This is a genomic window from Microcoleus sp. MOSTC5, from assembly GCF_036701825.1.
Lineage (GTDB): Bacteria > Cyanobacteriota > Cyanobacteriia > Cyanobacteriales > Microcoleaceae > Microcoleus > Microcoleus asticus.
The window spans coordinates 1-18,839 of sequence record NZ_JAUBRK010000095.1 but is presented as its reverse complement, the minus strand read 5'-3'; the positions used below and the strand labels follow the sequence as shown (position 1 = coordinate 18,839).

The 18,839-nt window shown below is 45.1% G+C and carries 15 protein-coding genes and 1 pseudogene; 8 read left to right on the top strand and 8 right to left on the bottom strand.

Translation table 11 applies throughout. From position 1 onward, the window contains the following. Window positions 1-75 precede the first annotated feature (75 nt). The 3 genes and pseudogenes from QUA54_RS31635 to QUA54_RS31625 form a co-directional block, all read right to left on the bottom strand. Window positions 76-669, bottom strand: a pseudogene (locus QUA54_RS31635) (calcium-binding protein); the annotation flags it as partial. 119 nt (window positions 670-788) lie between these two features. Continuing rightward, window positions 789-1,841 carry a calcium-binding protein gene (locus QUA54_RS31630; RefSeq protein ID WP_333418688.1) on the bottom strand — a complete coding sequence of 351 codons (1,053 nt, stop codon included), beginning with the start codon at window positions 1,839-1,841 and terminating at the stop codon, window positions 789-791. A gap of 270 nt (window positions 1,842-2,111) precedes the next feature. Further along, window positions 2,112-3,095, bottom strand: coding sequence for a calcium-binding protein (locus QUA54_RS31625; protein WP_333418686.1), 984 nt, complete (start codon window positions 3,093-3,095; stop codon window positions 2,112-2,114). A gap of 535 nt (window positions 3,096-3,630) precedes the next feature. Between QUA54_RS31625 and QUA54_RS31620 the strand changes: the two genes are divergently transcribed. From QUA54_RS31620 to QUA54_RS31610, 3 genes are all read left to right on the top strand, one after another. Continuing rightward, on the top strand, window positions 3,631-7,626 hold the full coding sequence (locus QUA54_RS31620) for a magnesium chelatase subunit H (RefSeq protein WP_333418685.1): 3,996 nt from the start codon (window positions 3,631-3,633) through the stop codon (window positions 7,624-7,626). Window positions 7,627-7,720: 94 nt separating this feature from the next. Beyond that, on the top strand, window positions 7,721-7,876 hold the full coding sequence (locus QUA54_RS31615; protein WP_333418683.1) for a type II toxin-antitoxin system HicA family toxin: 156 nt from the start codon (window positions 7,721-7,723) through the stop codon (window positions 7,874-7,876). Between the two features lie 109 nt (window positions 7,877-7,985). After that, a complete protein-coding gene (locus QUA54_RS31610) occupies window positions 7,986-8,192 on the top strand; it encodes a type II toxin-antitoxin system HicB family antitoxin (protein WP_333418682.1) in 207 nt (68 codons plus the stop codon). Between the two features lie 78 nt (window positions 8,193-8,270). Here the strand turns inward: QUA54_RS31610 and QUA54_RS31605 are convergent, their stop codons facing one another. The 3 genes from QUA54_RS31605 to QUA54_RS31595 all read right to left on the bottom strand — a co-directional run bounded on the left by QUA54_RS31605 (window position 8,271) and on the right by QUA54_RS31595 (window position 9,647). Next, window positions 8,271-8,525, bottom strand: coding sequence for a hypothetical protein (locus QUA54_RS31605; protein ID WP_333418681.1), 255 nt, complete (start codon window positions 8,523-8,525; stop codon window positions 8,271-8,273). 98 nt (window positions 8,526-8,623) lie between these two features. Then, window positions 8,624-9,301, bottom strand: a complete 678-nt coding sequence (locus tag QUA54_RS31600) for a hypothetical protein (protein ID WP_333418680.1) — start codon at window positions 9,299-9,301, stop codon at window positions 8,624-8,626. A gap of 1 nt (window position 9,302) precedes the next feature. Next, entirely contained in the window at window positions 9,303-9,647 is a 345-nt protein-coding gene (locus QUA54_RS31595; protein WP_333418679.1) for a PadR family transcriptional regulator, read from the bottom strand. A 223-nt stretch (window positions 9,648-9,870) separates the two neighbouring features. On the opposite strand from QUA54_RS31595, the gene QUA54_RS31590 reads away from it, so the two are divergent. Beyond that, complete coding sequence (locus tag QUA54_RS31590; RefSeq protein ID WP_333418678.1) at window positions 9,871-10,134, top strand: BrnA antitoxin family protein; 264 nt, start codon at window positions 9,871-9,873, stop codon at window positions 10,132-10,134. Window positions 10,135-10,160: 26 nt separating this feature from the next. Here the strand turns inward: QUA54_RS31590 and QUA54_RS31585 are convergent, their stop codons facing one another. Beyond that, complete coding sequence (locus tag QUA54_RS31585; RefSeq protein WP_333418677.1) at window positions 10,161-11,372, bottom strand: glycosyltransferase family 2 protein; 1,212 nt, start codon at window positions 11,370-11,372, stop codon at window positions 10,161-10,163. 123 nt (window positions 11,373-11,495) lie between these two features. Here QUA54_RS31585 and QUA54_RS31580 point away from each other — a divergent pair, with 123 nt between their 5' ends. The 3 genes from QUA54_RS31580 to glcD all read left to right on the top strand — a co-directional run bounded on the left by QUA54_RS31580 (window position 11,496) and on the right by glcD (window position 14,504). Then, window positions 11,496-11,888 carry a transporter gene (locus QUA54_RS31580; RefSeq protein WP_333188912.1) on the top strand — a complete coding sequence of 131 codons (393 nt, stop codon included), beginning with the start codon at window positions 11,496-11,498 and terminating at the stop codon, window positions 11,886-11,888. 186 nt (window positions 11,889-12,074) lie between these two features. Continuing rightward, on the top strand, window positions 12,075-12,959 hold the full coding sequence (locus QUA54_RS31575) for a DUF6671 family protein (RefSeq protein WP_333418675.1): 885 nt from the start codon (window positions 12,075-12,077) through the stop codon (window positions 12,957-12,959). A gap of 69 nt (window positions 12,960-13,028) precedes the next feature. After that, window positions 13,029-14,504, top strand: a complete 1,476-nt coding sequence (gene glcD / locus QUA54_RS31570; protein ID WP_333418673.1) for a glycolate oxidase subunit GlcD — start codon at window positions 13,029-13,031, stop codon at window positions 14,502-14,504. A gap of 204 nt (window positions 14,505-14,708) precedes the next feature. On the opposite strand, the gene QUA54_RS31565 is transcribed toward glcD, so the two are convergent. Continuing rightward, window positions 14,709-16,526, bottom strand: a complete 1,818-nt coding sequence (locus QUA54_RS31565; RefSeq protein ID WP_333418671.1) for a PAS domain S-box protein — start codon at window positions 16,524-16,526, stop codon at window positions 14,709-14,711. Between the two features lie 553 nt (window positions 16,527-17,079). Between QUA54_RS31565 and purH the strand changes: the two genes are divergently transcribed. Continuing rightward, on the top strand, window positions 17,080-18,624 hold the full coding sequence (purH, locus tag QUA54_RS31560; RefSeq protein ID WP_333418670.1) for a bifunctional phosphoribosylaminoimidazolecarboxamide formyltransferase/IMP cyclohydrolase: 1,545 nt from the start codon (window positions 17,080-17,082) through the stop codon (window positions 18,622-18,624). Window positions 18,625-18,839: the final 215 nt, after the last annotated feature.

The window sequence follows — 18,839 nt, the reverse complement described above, 5'->3', positions numbered from 1 at the left end:
AACTAATTATGAAATGGAACCGAAAAATAAAAAATAAAGGTAACTTAGTTAATGCAGTTTAGATGTTTGACAGCTTACCCCGGGACCAGTGAGGATGTCATTCCCAGGAGTTCCGACAAAAGTCGCAGAGCGGCTTGGATCGTTTTTGCCAAAATTGAAGTAGTGTTCCCGACCTGTTTTCAATGCTCCCGATTCGACAAAAGGCCGAACATCGGGATTTTTTTGTAAGTATTCTGTTTCAAAAAATGAAGTCCCAAACTGACCGTCTTTGAGGCCGAATTCAATGAAATGCTGGTAGCCGTTTTTAAAAGTTCCATTTTGAATAAACGGCTGCAACTGTCGGTTATTTGCGAGATAAAACGCTTCGTCATACTCAGGCGATACGCGAGTGCGACCTTCTTCGTAACCGTATTGAATAAAGTGGTCTAGGCCCGTCGCAAAAGGGGCGTTTGGGTTGTTGGGAGTGCGGACTAAGGCAGCGATGTCTGGCTTGCCAGCAAGGTAAGTAGCTTCGTCAAAATACCGCGATACTTTGGTTAAGCCGCCGGCTTGACCGAATTGTTCAAAGTGTTCTAATCCCGATTTGATGACTCCTGCATCAATGGCGGGTTTTACCCAAGGATATTGAGCAAGGTAGTATTTTTCGTCAAAAATTGCGTAACTAGCCATGTTTTCCTCCTGCGGCTTTAATGAGATCTTTATGCAATTTATCACTCATCAGGAACTGACACAATACCCGATCGGGTGATTTTTTCCAAGTGTCAAATCTCACTTAAGCTCTATGCTTTCTAGCCGAGTAAAGTGAGACAGACTGGAGGATTAAAGGGATTTGTCATCGAAATTTGTTGCAGATTTAGATTGGCTCCGCCCTGAATTCTGGCAATTGTATCTCCCGATGTTTGAATTAATAAATCTCCCCCTGATCGACTTATAGTAAGTCGATCGAAACTTTCCACGAGCTGGATATAATCTTTCCCTTTTTCAAAGTTGACAATCCTTGCCTCGCCGCTGCCCGTATAGAAATCGACCCGGCTGATAAAACTAAGTCGGTTGTTGGGAGCAGCATCTCCGAGGACGAAGTAATCAGTTCCCGGAGTGCCAATTAATGTATCGAATTCATTGGTAGTCAGGACAGGCAGTCTAGTGATTTCATCCAACTTCAAAGCGTCGTACTTATTCTTATTAAGGCCCGCTGCTGGACTTGTTGTGGCTAAAGCTACTTGCAGCCCCACGATTTGATTTTTTCCCGCTGTAAATCCTGTAACGTTATCGTTGCCGTTGGTTCCTGTAAAAACTGCCGATCGATTTGACTCAAATTGCCCAAAATTTAGATAGTGTTCTCGACCAGTTTTTAAACTTCCAGCATTCACAACCGCAGCCACATCTGGGTTGTCTAACAAGTAACGCGGTTCAAAGAAACTTGTCCCGTACCTACCTTCTGTTTTTCCGAATTGGATAAAGTGTTGAAAGCCGGATTTAAAAATTCCGTTCTGCACGAAGGGAGTTATTTCCGGGTGGCGCTTTAAATAAAAAACTTCGTCGTAGTCAGGCGATACTCGCGTGCGTCCTTCTTCGTAACCAAACTGGATAAAGTGGTCTAAACCTGAAGCAAAGGGTCGGTTTTGGTTGTTGGCGGTGCGAACAAAGGGTGCAATATCTTGATTTTGAGCTAGATATGTATCTTCGTCAAAATACCGCGATATTTTTGTGAGGCCGGCGGCTTGACCAAATTTTTCAAAGTGTTCTCTTCCAGATTTGATGATTCCTGCATCAATCGCTGGTTTCAGCCACGGATATTGCGAAAGGTAGTATTGTTCGTCAAAAATTGCGTAGTTAGCCATATTTTCCTCCTACGGTTTTGATGATTTGGAGCGTGAATACCCATCAGCTTTCCATTCACTCGATCGCCTATCAATAATTTATACAATGCAGACTTTATGAAATGGTTTTAAGTTCCTGGTTAAGTATTATTTTTTGTGACTAATTATGCGAAGACTTTATTTTTGTTTCGGTAATTATACTTTCTTCTATCAGTTAATTGCTCGACATAAAAAAGTCATCAATCATCAGTATTAACTAATGACTAATGACTAATGACCAATGACCAATGACTAACCAATCAAGAAAGTACCGTTACCGTTAGATTCTTGGAAAGTCAAATTCAAACTCGATCCTCCTTCAATCACGCCCAGCACATCTCCAAAACGCTGGATTGACAAATTGTTGCCAACCGGAATTAGGTTGTAGCCGCTTAAAGAAGTTCCTTGCAGTTGGATAAAATCGCTTTCTATGTCGAAGTTGCGAATCGTAGCTTGACCGTTAGCCAAATACAGCGGTGTCGGGGTGACATTCCCGGCTGTAGCAGGAACTCCGAGTACGAATGTATTAGTTCCCGGGGCGCCAATCAGGACATCGAATTCATTGGTGCCAAAGCTTTCATACTGACGGTTGCCGTTGCGATCGATACCTACTTCCACTCCCACAAGTTCGACATCGCCCACGCCAACACCAGTTATAACATCGTTGCTGCGGGTGCCGACAAAAGTCGCGTCGCGGGCAGGCTCAAATTGTCCAAAATTGAAGAAGTGTTCCCGGCCTGTTTTCAAGTTTCCAGAGTTGACAAACGGCACGATGTCAGGGTTTTCTTTTAAGTATTCCGGTTCAAAAAATGAAGTTCCAAAACGACCTTCTTTGGCCCCGAATTGAACGAAATGCTGGTACCCTGATTTGAAAGTTCCGTTCTGAACGAACGGTTGGAGTTCAGAGTTGTTTGCTAAATAAAAGCTTTCGTTGTATTCGGGTGATACTTGGGTACGGCGCTGTCCTTCATCGTAACCGAACTGGATAAAGTGATCGAGGCCGGTCGCAAAAGGCGCGTTTGGGTTGACTGTGCGGACGAAAGGTGCGAGGTCTGGATTTCCAGCAAGGTAGGCATTTTCGTCAAAATAACGCGATACTTTAGTTAGACCGCCTTCTCGCCCGAATTTTTCAAAGTGTTCTCTCCCAGATGAGATTACTCCTGCGTCAATGGCTGGTTTGACCCAAGGATATGAGGCGAGGTAGAATTGTTCGTCGAAAATTGCGTAGTTAGCCATGTTTTCCCCTTGAGGTTTTGATGAGTTTGAGATTCTATAGCAATTAGCTTTCCATGAAGTCGATCGCAGATCGGGAATTTACACAAAACAGATGTTATGAAATGGTTTTAAGTTCCTGGTAAAATGTCAACTTTTTTGACTCAGCAATTATCCGAAGGCTACATTCTGCCTTCACAAATTATGCCTTCTTTCCATCTGTTAATTGCTCGATCGCAAGTTTGATCGGTTATACAAAACTTGGAACTTTTTTCAGGATTTCTTTCTCAATCGTTGATTAATTTTTAATTATTTTTATCCAACCCATTAATCCTATACATACTAAAAAATATTTGTCAAGTAAATTTTTGTAAACAAAATCTGGAGTATTTGCTCAAGGAATTTATCAAAAAATGTAACGAAAAGTTGCCAGAAATTTGTCGAATTGTGTAGTGTGCAGGCTCAAATCGCCTAATGGCAAGCGTTTTCTGGTAAAAATGCTTATGGGATAAAAAAATTCCCGATTCCCGAAAACAGCATCTTAAAGGAGCCTAACCGGATGTTCACTCACGTCAAGCCCACCATTCGCCACGTTGTGCCGGAAAACTTGCAGGGGCGATCGCTCATGAAGGTGGTCTATGTCGTACTGGAACCGCAGTATCAAAGCGCCCTGTCGGCCGCGGTTCGATCGATAAACCAGAAAAATCCGAATTTGGCAATAGAAATCAGCGGCTACCTGATCGAGGAACTCCGCAGCCCGGAAAATTACGAGGCCTTCAAGCGGGATGTGGCGGATGCCAATGTATTTATTGCTTCTCTAATTTTCATCGAAGATTTGGCCGAAAAAGTGGTAGCGGCAGTTGAACCGCTGCGCGACAGCTTGGATGTCGCCGTCGTCTTCCCGTCGATGCCAGGGGTGATGCGGCTAAATAAAATGGGCAGTTTCTCGATGGCACAGTTGGGACAAAGCAAAAGTGCGATCGGCGAATTCATGAAAAAACGGAAGGAAAAATCCGGGAGTTCCTTCCAAGACGGAATGCTAAAACTGCTGCAAACTTTGCCGAAAGTGCTGAAATATTTGCCCATCGACAAAGCCCAAGATGCGCGCAACTTCATGCTGAGTTTCCAGTATTGGCTGGGCGGTTCCCAAGAAAACTTGGAAAACTTCTTGCTGATGCTGTCACATAAATATGTTTTCAAAGGCCAGGAACAGCTAACTTTTCAAGAGCCCGTTGTCTACCCGGACATGGGAATTTGGCATCCTTTGGCACCGTCGATGTTTGAGGATGTAAAAGGATATCTCACCTGGTACAACGCCCGCAAAGATATTTCGGCAGACCTCAAAGACCCCCTCGCACCTTGCATAGGCTTGGTGTTGCAGCGGACTCACTTAGTCACGGGAGATGACGCGCACTATGTAGCAATGGTGCAGGAATTGGAGGCAATGGGGGCGCGGGTGGTGCCGATTTTTGCCGGCGGTTTGGACTTCTCGAAACCCGTCGAAACTTTTTTCTTGGAAGTTGGGGCGAAAGGTGTTGCACCGCTGCCAATAATTGATGCGGTCGTTTCTCTGACTGGTTTTGCGCTGGTGGGCGGCCCGGCGAAACAAGATCACCCGAAGGCGATCGAGACTTTGAAAAAGCTAAACTGCCCTTACATGGTGGCTTTGCCGCTGGTTTTCCAAACGACGGAAGAGTGGGAAAATAGCGATTTAGGCTTGCACCCGATTCAAGTTGCTTTGCAAATTGCCATTCCCGAGTTGGATGGTGCGATCGAACCGATTATTTTGTCGGGACGTGATGGCGCAACTGGCAAGGCGATCGCCCTGCAAGATAGAATCGAAGCAATTTCCCAGCGCGCCATGAAATGGGCAATGCTGCGCCGCAAACCAAAATTAGATAAAAAAGTTGCGATTACAGTTTTCAGTTTTCCGCCCGACAAAGGCAACGTCGGAACAGCCGCTTATTTGGACGTTTTCGGCTCGATTTACCAAGTATTGAAAGCCTTAAAAGGCAACGGTTACGACTTGCCAGAATTGCCGGGTTCCGCCGAAAAACTGATGCAAGAAGTCATCCACGACGCAACAGCCCAATACCAAACTCCGGAATTGAATATTGCTTACCGGATGTCCGTAGCTGAATACGAAGAATTCACTCCTTACTCGGAACGCTTGCAAGAAAATTGGGGTCCCCCTCCGGGACATTTGAACAGCGACGGACAAAATTTGCTGATTTTCGGCAAACATTTCGGCAATGTGTTTATCGGAGTTCAACCTACTTTTGGATACGAAGGCGATCCGATGCGGTTGTTATTCTCTCGTTCCGCCAGCCCGCACCACGGTTTTGCTGCTTACTATACATATTTGGAGCGCATTTGGGGTGCGGATGCGGTGCTGCACTTTGGCACTCACGGTTCCCTAGAATTCATGCCGGGTAAGCAGATGGGAATGTCTGGGGATTGTTATCCCGACAGTTTGATCGGCAAAATTCCCAATATCTATTATTACGCCGCCAACAATCCCAGCGAGGCAACAATTGCCAAGCGCCGCAGTTATGCTGAAACAATCAGTTATCTGACTCCTCCGGCTGAAAATGCTGGTTTGTACAAAGGTTTACAGGAACTCAGCGAGTTAATTGCTTCTTATCAAACGTTGAAAGAGACTGGCCGCGGTGTGCCGATTGTGGATGCGATCGTCGAAAAATGCCGTTTGGTGAATTTGGACAAGGATATTGCGCTACCTCCCGAACAAGAAAGAGGGGTTGCTGCGGGAATGACTCCGGAGGAACGGGACAATTTAGTTGGCTTGGTTTACCGCAAATTGATGGAGATTGAGTCGCGGTTGTTACCTTGCGGTTTGCACGTTATCGGTAAGCCGCCGACTGCGGAAGAGGCGATCGCAACTTTGGTGAATATCGCCAATTTAGACCGCGAAGAAGACGGGCTGATCAGCTTGCCGCGAATTATCGCTAACAGTCTCGGACGCGATATCGGCGAAATTTACACCAACAGCGACAAAGGCATTTTAACTGATGTCGAATTGCTGCAAAACATCACCTTGGCCTGTCGGGATGCCGTTGGCGCTTTGGTGAAGGAACAAACCGATGCTGAGGGTAGAGTTTCCCTTGTTTCTAAGTTGAATTTCTTCAACATGGGCAAGAAAACACCTTGGGTTGAAGCCTTGCACGCCGCCGGTTACAAAAAAATCGATCCAGAACCGATTAAACCGCTGTTTGAGTATCTGGAATTCTGCTTGCAGCAAGTTTGTGCCGACAACGAATTAGGCGCTTTGTTGCGCGCGTTAGAAGGCGAGTATGTTCTGCCTGGCCCCGGTGGCGATCCGATTCGCAACCCGGATGTTTTGCCGACCGGCAAGAATATGCACGCTTTAGACCCGCAGTCAATCCCTACAACGGGGGCGGTTAAGTCTGCTAAGCTTGTAGTCGATCGGCTGTTAGAAAGACAGCGCGTTGATAACGGCGGAAATTACCCAGAAACGATCGCCGTTGTGTTGTGGGGAACCGACAACATCAAGACATACGGCGAATCCCTCGCCCAAGTAATGTGGATGGTGGGAGTGAAGCCAGTACCCGACGCATTGGGCCGGGTAAACAAACTCGAATTGCTTTCTTTAGAAGAGTTGGGACGCCCTCGGATCGACGTAGTAATTAACTGTTCAGGCGTATTCCGCGACTTGTTCATCAACCAAATGAATTTGTTAGATAAAGCCGTGAAAATGGCAGCGGAAGCCGACGAACCCTTAGAGATGAACTTCGTCCGCAAACACGCCCTGAAGCAAGCGGAAGAAATGGGAATCAACCTGCGACAAGCAGCAACCCGCGTATTTTCCAATGCTTCTGGTTCCTATTCATCTAACGTCAACTTGGCTGTGGAAAACAGCACTTGGGAAAGCGAAGCCGAGTTGCAGGAAATGTACTTAACTCGCAAATCCTTCGCCTTTTCTTCCGACAACCCCGGAACAATGGAACAAGACCGGAAGATTTTTGAATCATCCTTGAAAACTGCGGAAGTCACCTTCCAAAACTTGGATTCTGCCGAGATTTCCCTAACCGACGTGTCGCACTATTTCGACTCCGATCCGACTAAATTGATCGGCAGTTTGCGCGCAGATGGGAAGAAACCGGCATCCTTTGTTGCTGATACGACCACAGCCAACGCGCAGGTGCGGACGCTATCAGAAACCGTGCGTTTAGATTCGCGGACTAAGCTGCTGAATCCGAAGTGGTACGAGGGGATGTTGTCGCACGGTTATGAAGGTGTGCGGGAGATTTCTAAGCGTCTGGTGAATACGACTGGATGGAGTGCGACGGCGGGCGCTGTGGATAATTGGGTGTATGAGGATGTCAACACTACGTTTATCCAAGATGAGGAGATGCAGAAGCGTTTGCTTAACTTAAATCCTCATTCGTTCCGCAAGATTGTCAGCACTTTGCTTGAGGTGAATGGCCGGGGTTACTGGGAAACTTCGGAGAACAATTTGGATCGTCTGCGTGAACTTTATCAGGAGGTGGAAGACCGGATTGAGGGAGTAGAATAAGGTTCCCAAATTAGTTTAGAATGGTGTAGGGCGTAGCTTATACCCCTGCACTATTTTTAGACTACTAAAGCAAAGACTATAATGAAAATAATTAATGACTCAAATAAACAAACTCCTGGCCAAGCTGATGGTTGGTGCATCCGATGCTAATTTTTCCTTTAGCGATTTATGTCAAATTCTCCAGATTTTAGAATTTGATGTAAGAATTAATGGTAGTCACCATATTTTCAGCAAAGAGGGAGTCGAATAAATTCTCAACCTCCAACCCCAGAAAGCAGATAAATCAAAAGCTAAAGCTTATCAAGTAAAGCAAGTTCGTGCAGTAATTCTGAAATATAAATTGGTCAACCAAGATGATAATGAAATATGAAGTAATCATTTACTGGAGTGAGGAAGACCAGGCATTTATTGGCGAAGTACCTGAATTGCCAGGATGTGCTGCGGATGGCGAAACTTATCGAGAAGCACTGCAAAATTTAGAGATTATTATGCAGGAGTGGATTGAGACGGCTCGGCAACTAGGGCGATCGATCCCTCAACCTAAAGGTAGATTGATGTTCGCATAAATACCAGTTCAAGACACAGTAGAACAATTCAGTGTCTTATTTGATAGGGGTAGGGTCTGCCTTACCCCTAACACAAAATTACTTCACCCTCGTCACATTTTTTTGCGGTTTTCGATCGTTGTGTTGTTCGCGGCAAGCATCAATTATTTCTACAGTACACCCTGCAACTATTGACGCGAATGTCCCGACTATTACACTTTGTTGATAGTAAATCGTCACACCACCTGCAAAGCAAATAACTGCTATCTTGACCAGTAGAATTTGGGTAGCAAAAAACTGACGGCGTTGAGAGTTGGGAACTCTGACACCATGAGAACTTTTGAGCTGTCGCATATGTTATAATCAGCGTGTGTTTTATTGAATGCAGGCACCAGGTTAGTTAGCGGTGCCTTTTTTCTGGAATTTCCACCGTTGCTTGTTAGCTGTAGCGTCTATCCCAAGAAAACCTTTTTTGCTCTGGTCATCCATCGTGAAATGAACTTATCGGATTCCAACCAGAGGTAAGACCGAATTAAACCTAAACCTGTTAATAAGGTTTTGAAACCTACTTTCCAGGGTGGCTTGCCTTTCTTGATTGACAGATGATGCTGCTCTCGCAAATCACCCAGCCACTCTTCATGAAATTCTCTCGGGAGGATATTCTCCAGCAATGTAATGAACTGGGTCTTCTTATCTTCCTCTGGAATGGCTGACCATGCTATGTAAACTTGCGGTGCAAATAGCAAAAGCAGTAAGAAGCAGTAACTAAACAACACATGGATGCCAAAGGGAACTTTGAGGAAAATACCGTCAATCAACAGAATGAATGTACCAGCACTAAAAATGCCAATTATCCCATTAATAATTAGTTTCTTCCCTATTTCTGGTCCTCGATCGCTACCAGTAAGGTACACAAAAGTGCCATAAAATACACAAAGAGGTGCCACGAAAACTATGAAAGTTGCAGGACAAAACAGAAAAATGCCAAATAGGGTTTTTGCTAGGGTAGGGTTAGAGAAAAGGCAGACAAGACCCAGCACATCACCAATAATAGAGCCAATAATAAAGCCCATTAGTAGGATGATACCGATGATACCTCCGATTATATCTTTGTGTTGGTTTAACAACATTTTATACCCCTCCCCAAGCTAGTTCCCACTTAGCCAGATCGTTGAGGAATCGCTGTTTCTCGTCCAGAACTTTCACACCTAATCCTGTAATCCTGTAGTATCTCCGCCGCGCACCACCTCTTTCTTCCAGGGTCTCATCACCCCAGCGTGCTTCTAAATAGCCTTTCTCCTCTAGCTTGTGAAGGGTTGGGTACAGGGAACCAAAACCGAGTTTAATTTTCCCGCCACTCGCCTCCTTCACCGCCTCAATAATCTCCAAGCCGTAACGTTCGCGGTGAAAGACTGATGTGAGTACAGCTTCTTCTTTTGGCGACAAATCAAAAATGCTATCTTGATTCTTTTTCATTATCTCCCGTCACTTGATGTTCATCTCATATCTAAAGGTATATCAAACTATTTGATAGTGTCAAGGGACTTTGAGAACGAGTTTCTGAAGCTAGCGTTCGCTTGTCCGATCGCTTATGCCACCGACTGTTCAGCCTAGAAGGCAGATGAATAGGAAGCGATCGCCCTTTATGCTATACTATAAGTAGATACGCTTTGTATATACAGCATTATGCAGTTTGAATATGACTATCTCGCGCAAACGACTTGAAGAATTAGAGAATATTCCAGAATCTGCGATCGATACATCTGATATTCCTGAATTAGATGCGAATTTTTGGGCAAAAGCAAAACTCGTAACACCACTGACAAAACAAGCTATTTCTTTAAGAGTTGATAGCGATGTATTAGATTGGTTTAAAAGCCAAGGAAAAGGCTATCAATCTCTAATGAACGCTGTGCTGCGCTCTTATGTTGAATATCACATAAACAACAATAATGAAGTATGAAGTAATCATTTACTGGAGTGATGTTATCACCTTCGCTTCAAGCTCAGCACGCTGAGAAAAAAGCTCGACAAAACCATCTGCAAACCGACAGTCAGGCAAGTGAGCGAGGGAATAACTAAACGCAGAGTTTTAGAAGGATCGAGAGTACCAAAAGCCGTTTCGCTCCAGATAGTTAATGACAAGAACGAGCCAACTATTCCGATTAAAATCAGCGTGACTCCGACAATCAATCCTGTCTCTAGGGTGACATAGCGAAATATTTTGTTGAGTTTGGGGTCTTCGGGCAGGAATTTCTCGCTGATGGCAAAAATCTTGGTGAAAAAAGCGAAAGTTACTGCTTGAAAACCGATGATAATTGCGATCGCACCATAAAGCAGCGTGTGTACATCAAAGCTGATACTCCCAATCTTTTGAGTACCGGGTAACAGCCAAATGCTAACAATTAGACCCCAAATCATCAGCGCAGCACCCGGATACAAAAACAGCCACCGAGGACTGTAAAGCAGCAAAAATCGGAGGTGCCGCCAGCCATCTCGCCAAGTTCGCAAGTGTGGCGGCCGGCTGCGGCCGTCGGGAGAAAGTACCGTTGGGATTTCAGTTATCCGCAGCTTGTATACAGAGGCCTTGACCACCATTTCGCTAGCAAATTCCATCCCCGTTGTTTGCAAGTCGAGTTTCAAAATTGAGTCTCTCCTAAAACCCCTGAGTCCGCAGTGAAAATCGCCGACGGGACTTGCAAAAAATAGCCGCCCAACCCATGTCAGCACCGGATTTCCTAAATATTTGTGCAGCGGCGGCATTGCACCCGGTTTGATGCCCCCTTGAAAGCGGTTTCCCATCACTAAGTCGAAACCTTCTCGCAATTTGTTGATAAAAGCGCCGAGGTTGGAAAAATTGTAGCTGTCGTCAGCATCGCCCATGATAATATAAACTCCGCGCGCTGCGATGATGCCTCCCATCAGGGCGCTGCCGTAGCCTTTGGCTGCTACGGGGACGACTCTCGCTCCCATTCTGGTAGCGATATCTTGAGAACCGTCAGTGCTGCCGTTGTCTGCTATGATGACCTCGCCTGCAATATCAAGTTCGCGCAGGGACTTCTGTGCCTTCTCGATGCAGATTTCTAAAGTTTCTGCTTCGTTCAGACAAGGCATGAGTATGGATAGTTCTAGAGTATATTCTCCGCTTGGGTTGGTCTGCTCTGCCATATATTTGTTCAACTCTCGATCGCGATCGACCATACTTGATTTTCCCGTATCTCTGCTTAAAATATTAGTGGTGAATAAAACCTAACAAAACTTAATTAAAGTTTTTTAGGTTTTTGGAAACGGCAATTTTTGATTGTACTATAGGTTAGTAAACTTATGAATAGAAGCGTTTTTATGTTATTGCTTGCTGCAATCTTGTGCGGCGTCGCAGGTCAATTCAGCCTGAAGGCAGGAGCTAAAATATTAGGGCCCATTGGCGCTGCTAATTTAATGGAAAAAATTATAGCAATGGCTACCCAGCCTTTGATTGTAGGCGGTCTTTCTTTGTATGCAATTTCTTCGATCGGCTTTATTGTAGTTTTGTCGCGGGCAAACCTTAGCATAGTCTCGCCTTTACTGTCAATTAGTTACCTGTTTACTGTTTTAGGTGGCAAACTTATATTTCACGAGCCTTTGCCGCCGCTGCGGTTAGTAGGCGTGGCCATGATTATGACGGGAGTAATTTTTGTACTCAGAGGTCAAGCTGGGGGAGTGACAGGAGGCAACTAATACGATTTTAGATTTTAGATTTTAGATTGACGATTGAAGAATTTTAAATTAAGTCCACAGGTGAATATCATGAATATTTAACTGAGGTCTAAAATTTTTACTCTGAAGTTAAGTCAGGGTTTCTATCGGTTGTGGGGCGGTGGAAAGGGTGTAGGTGAGTTTTTTTTCCTAAAATGATGCTGCTGTATGTCTAATATTTCTGAGCCTGTGAATCCCAATCAGTTATTGAGCGATCGCACCGCAGTTATTGCTACCATGCACCAAAAAGAACGGGTAATGGCTCCCGTTTTGGAACGAGAATTTGGCGTAAATATCCTAGTACCTGCGGCGCTTGACACTGACGCACTCGGCACCTTCACCAGAGAAGTCAAACGCTTAGGAACACAAATAGAAGCGGCTCGCCAGAAAGCACAAAAAGCCCTAGAAATTGCGGGCGAAACTCTTGCCTTTGCCAGCGAAGGTACTTTCGGCCCTCACCCAATGATGCCGTATATTCCAGCTAACAGAGAAATAGTAATTTTATTAGATCGAGCCAACAATCTAGAACTAATCGGCGAATCTTTGTCGGTTGAAACTAACTACAGTCACCAGTTAGTTTCCAGTATAGAAGAAGCAGAGGATTTTGCTAAAAAAGCTGGATTTCCCGAACACGGACTGGTGGTTGTAGTTGGCGACGCTGCCCTCGGTAACGGTGAAATTGTCAAGGGCATTAAGACAGAAAAACAACTTTTTGACGCTGTTAAAGCAGGCTTAAAAAAATCGTCAACCGGCCGAGTTCACATCGAAACAGATATGCGGGCGATGTACAATCCAACTCGGATGAAAAACATCGAAAATGCAACTCTCGATTTAGTTAAAAAATTTAAGCAATTCTGCCCGGAGTGCGGTTGGCCGGGATTCGATATTGCTGAGACGAAAATCGGATTGCCCTGCGAACTTTGCTATTTTCCGACTCAGCTAGTGCGATCGGCAATCTATAAATGCAAAAACTGCGGTTATACTAAAGAAAAACAATTTCCCGACGGTCGAGAGACTGCCGATCCTTCCCTGTGTCAATATTGCAACCCTTAGAAAAATAATTGCACAAAAATAGTAAAATTTGCAACAATATTATTGAGAGTTCCCTAATTAAATTCACTAATGATAGCCGTAGAAACAGAACGCAACTGGAAACCCGTTATTAAAGAATTCGAGGCTGTAGTCGGCAAAAATGGGGTGGTGCAGCGCCGCGAAGAATTGATTGTCTACGAGTGCGACGGACTCGCCAGCTACCGCCAGCGCCCCGCCGTGGCGGTATTGCCTCGAACTACGGAGGAAGTGGCGCAAGTGGTCAAAATATGCGATCGCAACTCAATTCCCTGGGTGGCTAGAGGCGCTGGAACAGGCCTTTCCGGCGGCGCTTTGCCTGTAGAAAACTGCGTGCTGATTGTTACTGCCCTGATGCGAAAAATCCTGAAAGTAGACTTAGAAAATCAGCAAGTAGTCGTGCAACCGGGAGTAATTAATAACTGGGTAACGCAAGCAGTTAGCGGCGCTGGTTTCTACTACGCGCCAGATCCTTCCAGTCAAATTGTTTGTTCGATTGGCGGCAACGTTGCCGAAAATTCAGGGGGCGTTCACTGCCTCAAATACGGAGTCACAACGAATCACGTTTTAGGATTAAAATTGGTACTTCCCGATGGTTCAATTGTCGATGTCGGTGGCGAAATTTCCGAAATGCCCGGTTACGATTTAACTGGTGTATTTGTCGGTTCCGAAGGCACTTTAGGAATCGCCACAGAAGTGACTTTGCGAATTCTCAAAGCGCCGGAATCTATTTGCGTTCTCCTAGCGGATTTTTCCAGTATAGAAGCAGCGGGCGAATCAGTTTCTGATATTATCAGCGCTGGTATTATTCCCGGCGGCATGGAAATCATGGATAACATCAGCATCAATGCTGTGGAAGATGTGGTGGCAACTGGATGTTATCCCCGCGATGCCGCAGCAATTCTCCTCGTAGAAATCGACGGTTTAGAAGTGGAAGTTGCCACCAACAAACAGCGGATTGCCGATATTTGCAAGCATAACGGAGCGCGAAATATCACCGCGGCAAGCGACCCGGAAACGCGCCTAAAAATTTGGAAAGGGCGGAAAGCTGCTTTTGCGGCGGCGGGTCATCTCAGCCCGGATTATTACGTGCAAGACGGCGTAATTCCCCGAACGCAAATGGCTTATGTTTTGAAAGAAATTGAGGGTTTGAGCGAGAAATACGGTTATCGAATTGCCAATGTATTTCACGCGGGAGATGGGAATTTACACCCGCTGATTCTCTACGATAACTCGGTAAAAGGTGCGCTGGAAAAGGTTGAAGAATTGGGCGGAGAAATTCTCAGGCTTTGCGTGAAAGTTGGGGGAAGTCTTTCCGGGGAACACGGCATCGGCGCTGACAAGAAGTGTTTTATGCCGGATATGTTTTCGGAGGTAGATTTGGAGACGATGCAGTGGGTGCGTCAGGTGTTTAATCCGAAAGGTTTGGCGAATCCTGGGAAGATGTTTCCGACGCCGAAGACTTGCGGGGAAGCGGCGAGGGCTAAGGTTGAAACTTTTAAGAAGTTGGAAGGTGCGGAGGTTTTTTAATTCGCTATTTATGCGGGTAAGGTGAGCCGAAAAGCACCTTACAATTGTCTCTACAATGGGGAGGCAGAGCCTCTAAGTATGCGTTCCCAGCCCGAGTCTGGGAACGAGAAAAAACGATTTTTCTCGTTTTTTAGGAGTGTGAGCGTCCCGCTCGCTTGTTTGCCTATATATCAAGTTGGTAAGCTGCAGATTGCACATTCCGCGCTAATGTGCGATCGGAATTCTGATAGTAAATTCCGTGCCCTTGCCCAATTCCGAAGTACAGTATAATTCGCCTTTGTGTCTTTCTACAATAATTTGATAGCTAATTGACAAACCCATTCCCGTGCCTTTGCCAATGGGCTTGGTAGTAAAAAATGTATCGAAGATATGCTGTTTGACTTGCTCAGTTATTCCCGGGCCGTTGTCGGCAATTTTAATTTCTACAAAATTGCCGACAACTTCCGTACCAATCCTAATTTGGCTGGGATTTTCTAGCATTCCTTGACAATTTTGCCTACTGTTCGCATCTTCTAAAGCATCGATCGCATTGCTGAGAATATTCATAAAAACTTGATTGATCGGCCCAGCAAAACACTCAACAGTCGGCAATTCTCCGTAGTGTTTTACAATTTGAACTTGCGGCTTTTCTCCGTTCCCTTTCAACCGGTGATTGAGAATTAGCAGCGTGCTGTCAATACCTTCGTGGAGGTTAACGGGTTTCATCTGTGAATCGTCATGCCGCGAAAAGTTCCGCAGCGACTGCACAATCTGGCAAATCCGCTCCACACCAACGCTCATTGAAGACAGTATTTTAGGTAAATCTTCCGCTAAAAAATCGAGATCTTTTTTTTCTCTTTCCTCTTGAATTTCGGCGACTGGATTAGGATAGTGCTGTTGATAAAGTTCGAGGTGCTGAAACAAGTCTTGAGTATAATTTGTGAGATGAGCGATATTGCCGTAAATGAAGCTGACTGGGTTGTTAATTTCGTGAGCGACGCCGGCCAGTAGCAATCCCAAGCTAGACATTTTTTCGCTTTGAACTAATTGGGAATGAGTGGTTTTGAGTTGGTTAAGTGTGGCTGCTAGTTGAGCGGCTTGTTCTCTGCTTTGTGCTTCGGAATTATGCAAGGCTTCTTCGGCTTTTTTGCGCTCAGTGATGTCTCTCTGTACGCCAATAAAATGAGTTAATTTGCCCATTCGATCGCGCACGGGAGATATTGAGAAACAATTCCAAAAAGCGGTTCCGTCTTTGCGATAATTCTTTAATATTACCTTGCATTCGCTTTCTGTTTGGAAGGCTTGGCGAATGATTTCTACTGCCGCCGGATTCGTATCGCTTCCGTGCAAAAATCGGCAGTTTTTTCCGAGAATTTCCTGTCGGCGATAACCTGTCATGCTTTCAAATGCGGGATTGCAATAAATAATGGGATGTTCGGGGTCAGTGGCGTCAGAAATCGTAACTCCGGTGCTAGTAGCTGCTATAGCTCGATCGTACAACCAAAGCATTTCTTCTGCGCGCTTGCGATCGGTAATGTCCCGCAGCGTAGCTAAATAAGCCATTTCTCCCTCCCATTCCGTTTCCACCACCCGCATTTCTACTACAGCATTTGCTTTTTGCTGGCGAATAGCTTCAACTTCTGTTTGCACGACGCGAGTTCCTGCTACTTCTGTTTTTCCAACTTGGGGAATAATATCCGTGGCCATCTCAATGTCGCAAGCTGAACTTTCTACTACCAAATTGCCAAAAAATGCTTGACCTAAAAGTTCCTCTGCTTTGCAGTTAAACAGCGCTTCTGCTGACGGATTGGCAAAACACACAAGTCCTCGCTTGTTAACGATTGCGATGCCGTCGGCATTTTTTTCGATCACATTCCGAAAGCGAGATTCGCTAGCCTTCAAATCCTGCTTTAGCTGTTCCATCGATCGCTCCATCTGCTGCAGTTCGCACAAACTAACACTATAAGCTTCGGAAATGTTAGCATCTGTCGAATTCTCGGCTCTTTTTTTGGGCATCTCTTGGTAGTCTCTTCTGTTGCTCATATTTTTTTGAGCATTTTTTTTATGGTTTCTGCTAATATTACTGAGCTTATTTTCAGAATCGGCTTCTTGAAAAAACATATTTAAACCCTACCAAATTATTTTTTAGATGAAGGTGTTGCATCGCCCAATGTTCCCGCAAATTTAGGGATCGAGCAATTTACACCCGATGCTAGCACATTACTTTTAGAATTCATCATAAAACATCGTTAAAATTCCAGAGCGATCGCCATCGAATTATCTATTACGCTTTTTTAAGTAACTTAAACAACATTGACACTTACGTAGGCAGACGAAGTGTGAAGGCTGGATATGGCTTCAATTCCCCTTGCACTGGACAAAATAACCAAAGCCACGCGCAAGTCATAAATATTTAGAAGCCACGGGTCAGTATAAAAAATCATATAGTTTTGAAAAAAAATAAGGTTAAAAACAAGCGAACTCATCTTTATTAACTCAAAAATAATCATAACTAGCATTTATCAAATCATGTCCCTGCCACCAAATTTGATATAAAATATAACCTGTCTATTTTTGCGCTCGCAACTTCAAACCAATGGCACGTCTAGCACTTCTAAGCACATCTAATAAAACCGGACTAATCGACTTAGCGCGCAGTCTAGTAGAAGAATTTGAATTTGACATAATTAGCAGCGGCGGGACAGCAACTGTCCTCAAAGAAGCTGGAATTCCAGTCACCAAAGTTGCAGAATATACTGGTTCTCCCGAAATTTTGGGAGGCCGAGTCAAAACACTTCACCCTCGAATCCACGGTGGTATTTTAGCACGCCGCGATGTACCGCAAGATCTAACAGATTTAAATGAAAATCAAATTCGCGCGATCGATCTAGTTGTGGTCAATTTGTATCCATTTGAAGAGACAATTGCTAAACCGGGAGTAACGCTAACCGACGCAATAGAGCAGATAGATATCGGCGGGCCGGCGCTGCTGAGAGCTTCAGCCAAAAACCACGCTCATTTGACAGTTTTGTGCGACCCGGAACAGTACAATACTTATTTAGCAGAAATGCGGCAAAACGGCGGGGAAGCCTCCTTGAAATTCCGGCAAAGATGCGCGCTGGAAACCTTCAAACATACAGCCAACTACGATCGCGCGATCGCAACTTATCTCAGCAGCCAATCCGGTGAAGAATATTCGCTACCAGAGCAGTTTAATTTATCAGGCAAAGAGTTGCAAACTCTCCGCTACGGCGAAAATCCCCATCAAGCCGCCACCTGGTATCAAAGCGGAAGTATACCGACAGGCTGGACGACTAGCACCATCCTGCAAGGCAAAGAATTAAGCTACAATAATTTAGTAGATTTAGAAGCAGCAAGGCGGCTGATAGTAGAATTCCCCGACACGCCCGCCGCCGCTATTCTGAAGCATACAAATCCTTGCGGTACAGCCTTGGGAACAACTATTTCTGAAGCGTATCAAAAAGCCTTCGACACCGATTCAGTCTCAGCTTTCGGTGGAATTGTCGCCCTCAACCGCCCGATTGATGCTGCTACCGCAACGGCGTTAACTCAAACATTTTTAGAATGTATCGTCGCGCCGGGGTGCGAACCAGAAGCAGAAGAAATTATCAAGAAAAAGGCGAAAGTTCGAGTATTAATTTTGCCAGATTTGACTCAAGGGCCGCCACAAACTGTTAAAATTATTGCAGGCGGTTTGCTGGTACAAGAGTCAGATAATATAGTAGAAGAAACTAGCAAATGGCGGACTGTTACTGAGAAACAGCCGACGGCGACAGAGTTGGAAGAATTGCTGTTTGCTTGGAAAGTAGCAAAACACGTCAAATCAAATGCGATCGTTGTGACGCGCGATCGCACTACAATCGGTGTCGGCGCCGGACAAATGAATCGCGTGGGATCGGTTAAACTAGCATTGGAACAAGCAGCAGAGAAGAGCAAAGGAGCGATTTTGGCTAGCGATGGTTTCTTCCCCTTCGACGATTCAGTCAAAACTGCGGCTGAGGCGGGAATAATTGCGATCGTCCAACCAGGCGGAAGTATGCGCGATCGAGATTCCATCGAAGCAGCCAACCAACTCGGAATCACAATGGTTTTCACCGACATCCGCCACTTCTTGCATTAATTAGTTCGTAGTCTAGTAATGACATCTTAGGTATCTGTCACGAACAAAGAAGATGCCTGTTCCACAAAGAGTCAATTCTCTTGTGGGATGGGCTTCTAGCCCGCCCTCCAGCAATGATTAAATTTTTGTTCTTCCTTTTTCCTTCTTCCTTCTTCCTTCTTCCTTCTTCCTTCTTCCTTCTTCCTTCTTCCTTCTTCCTTCTTCCTTCTTCCTTC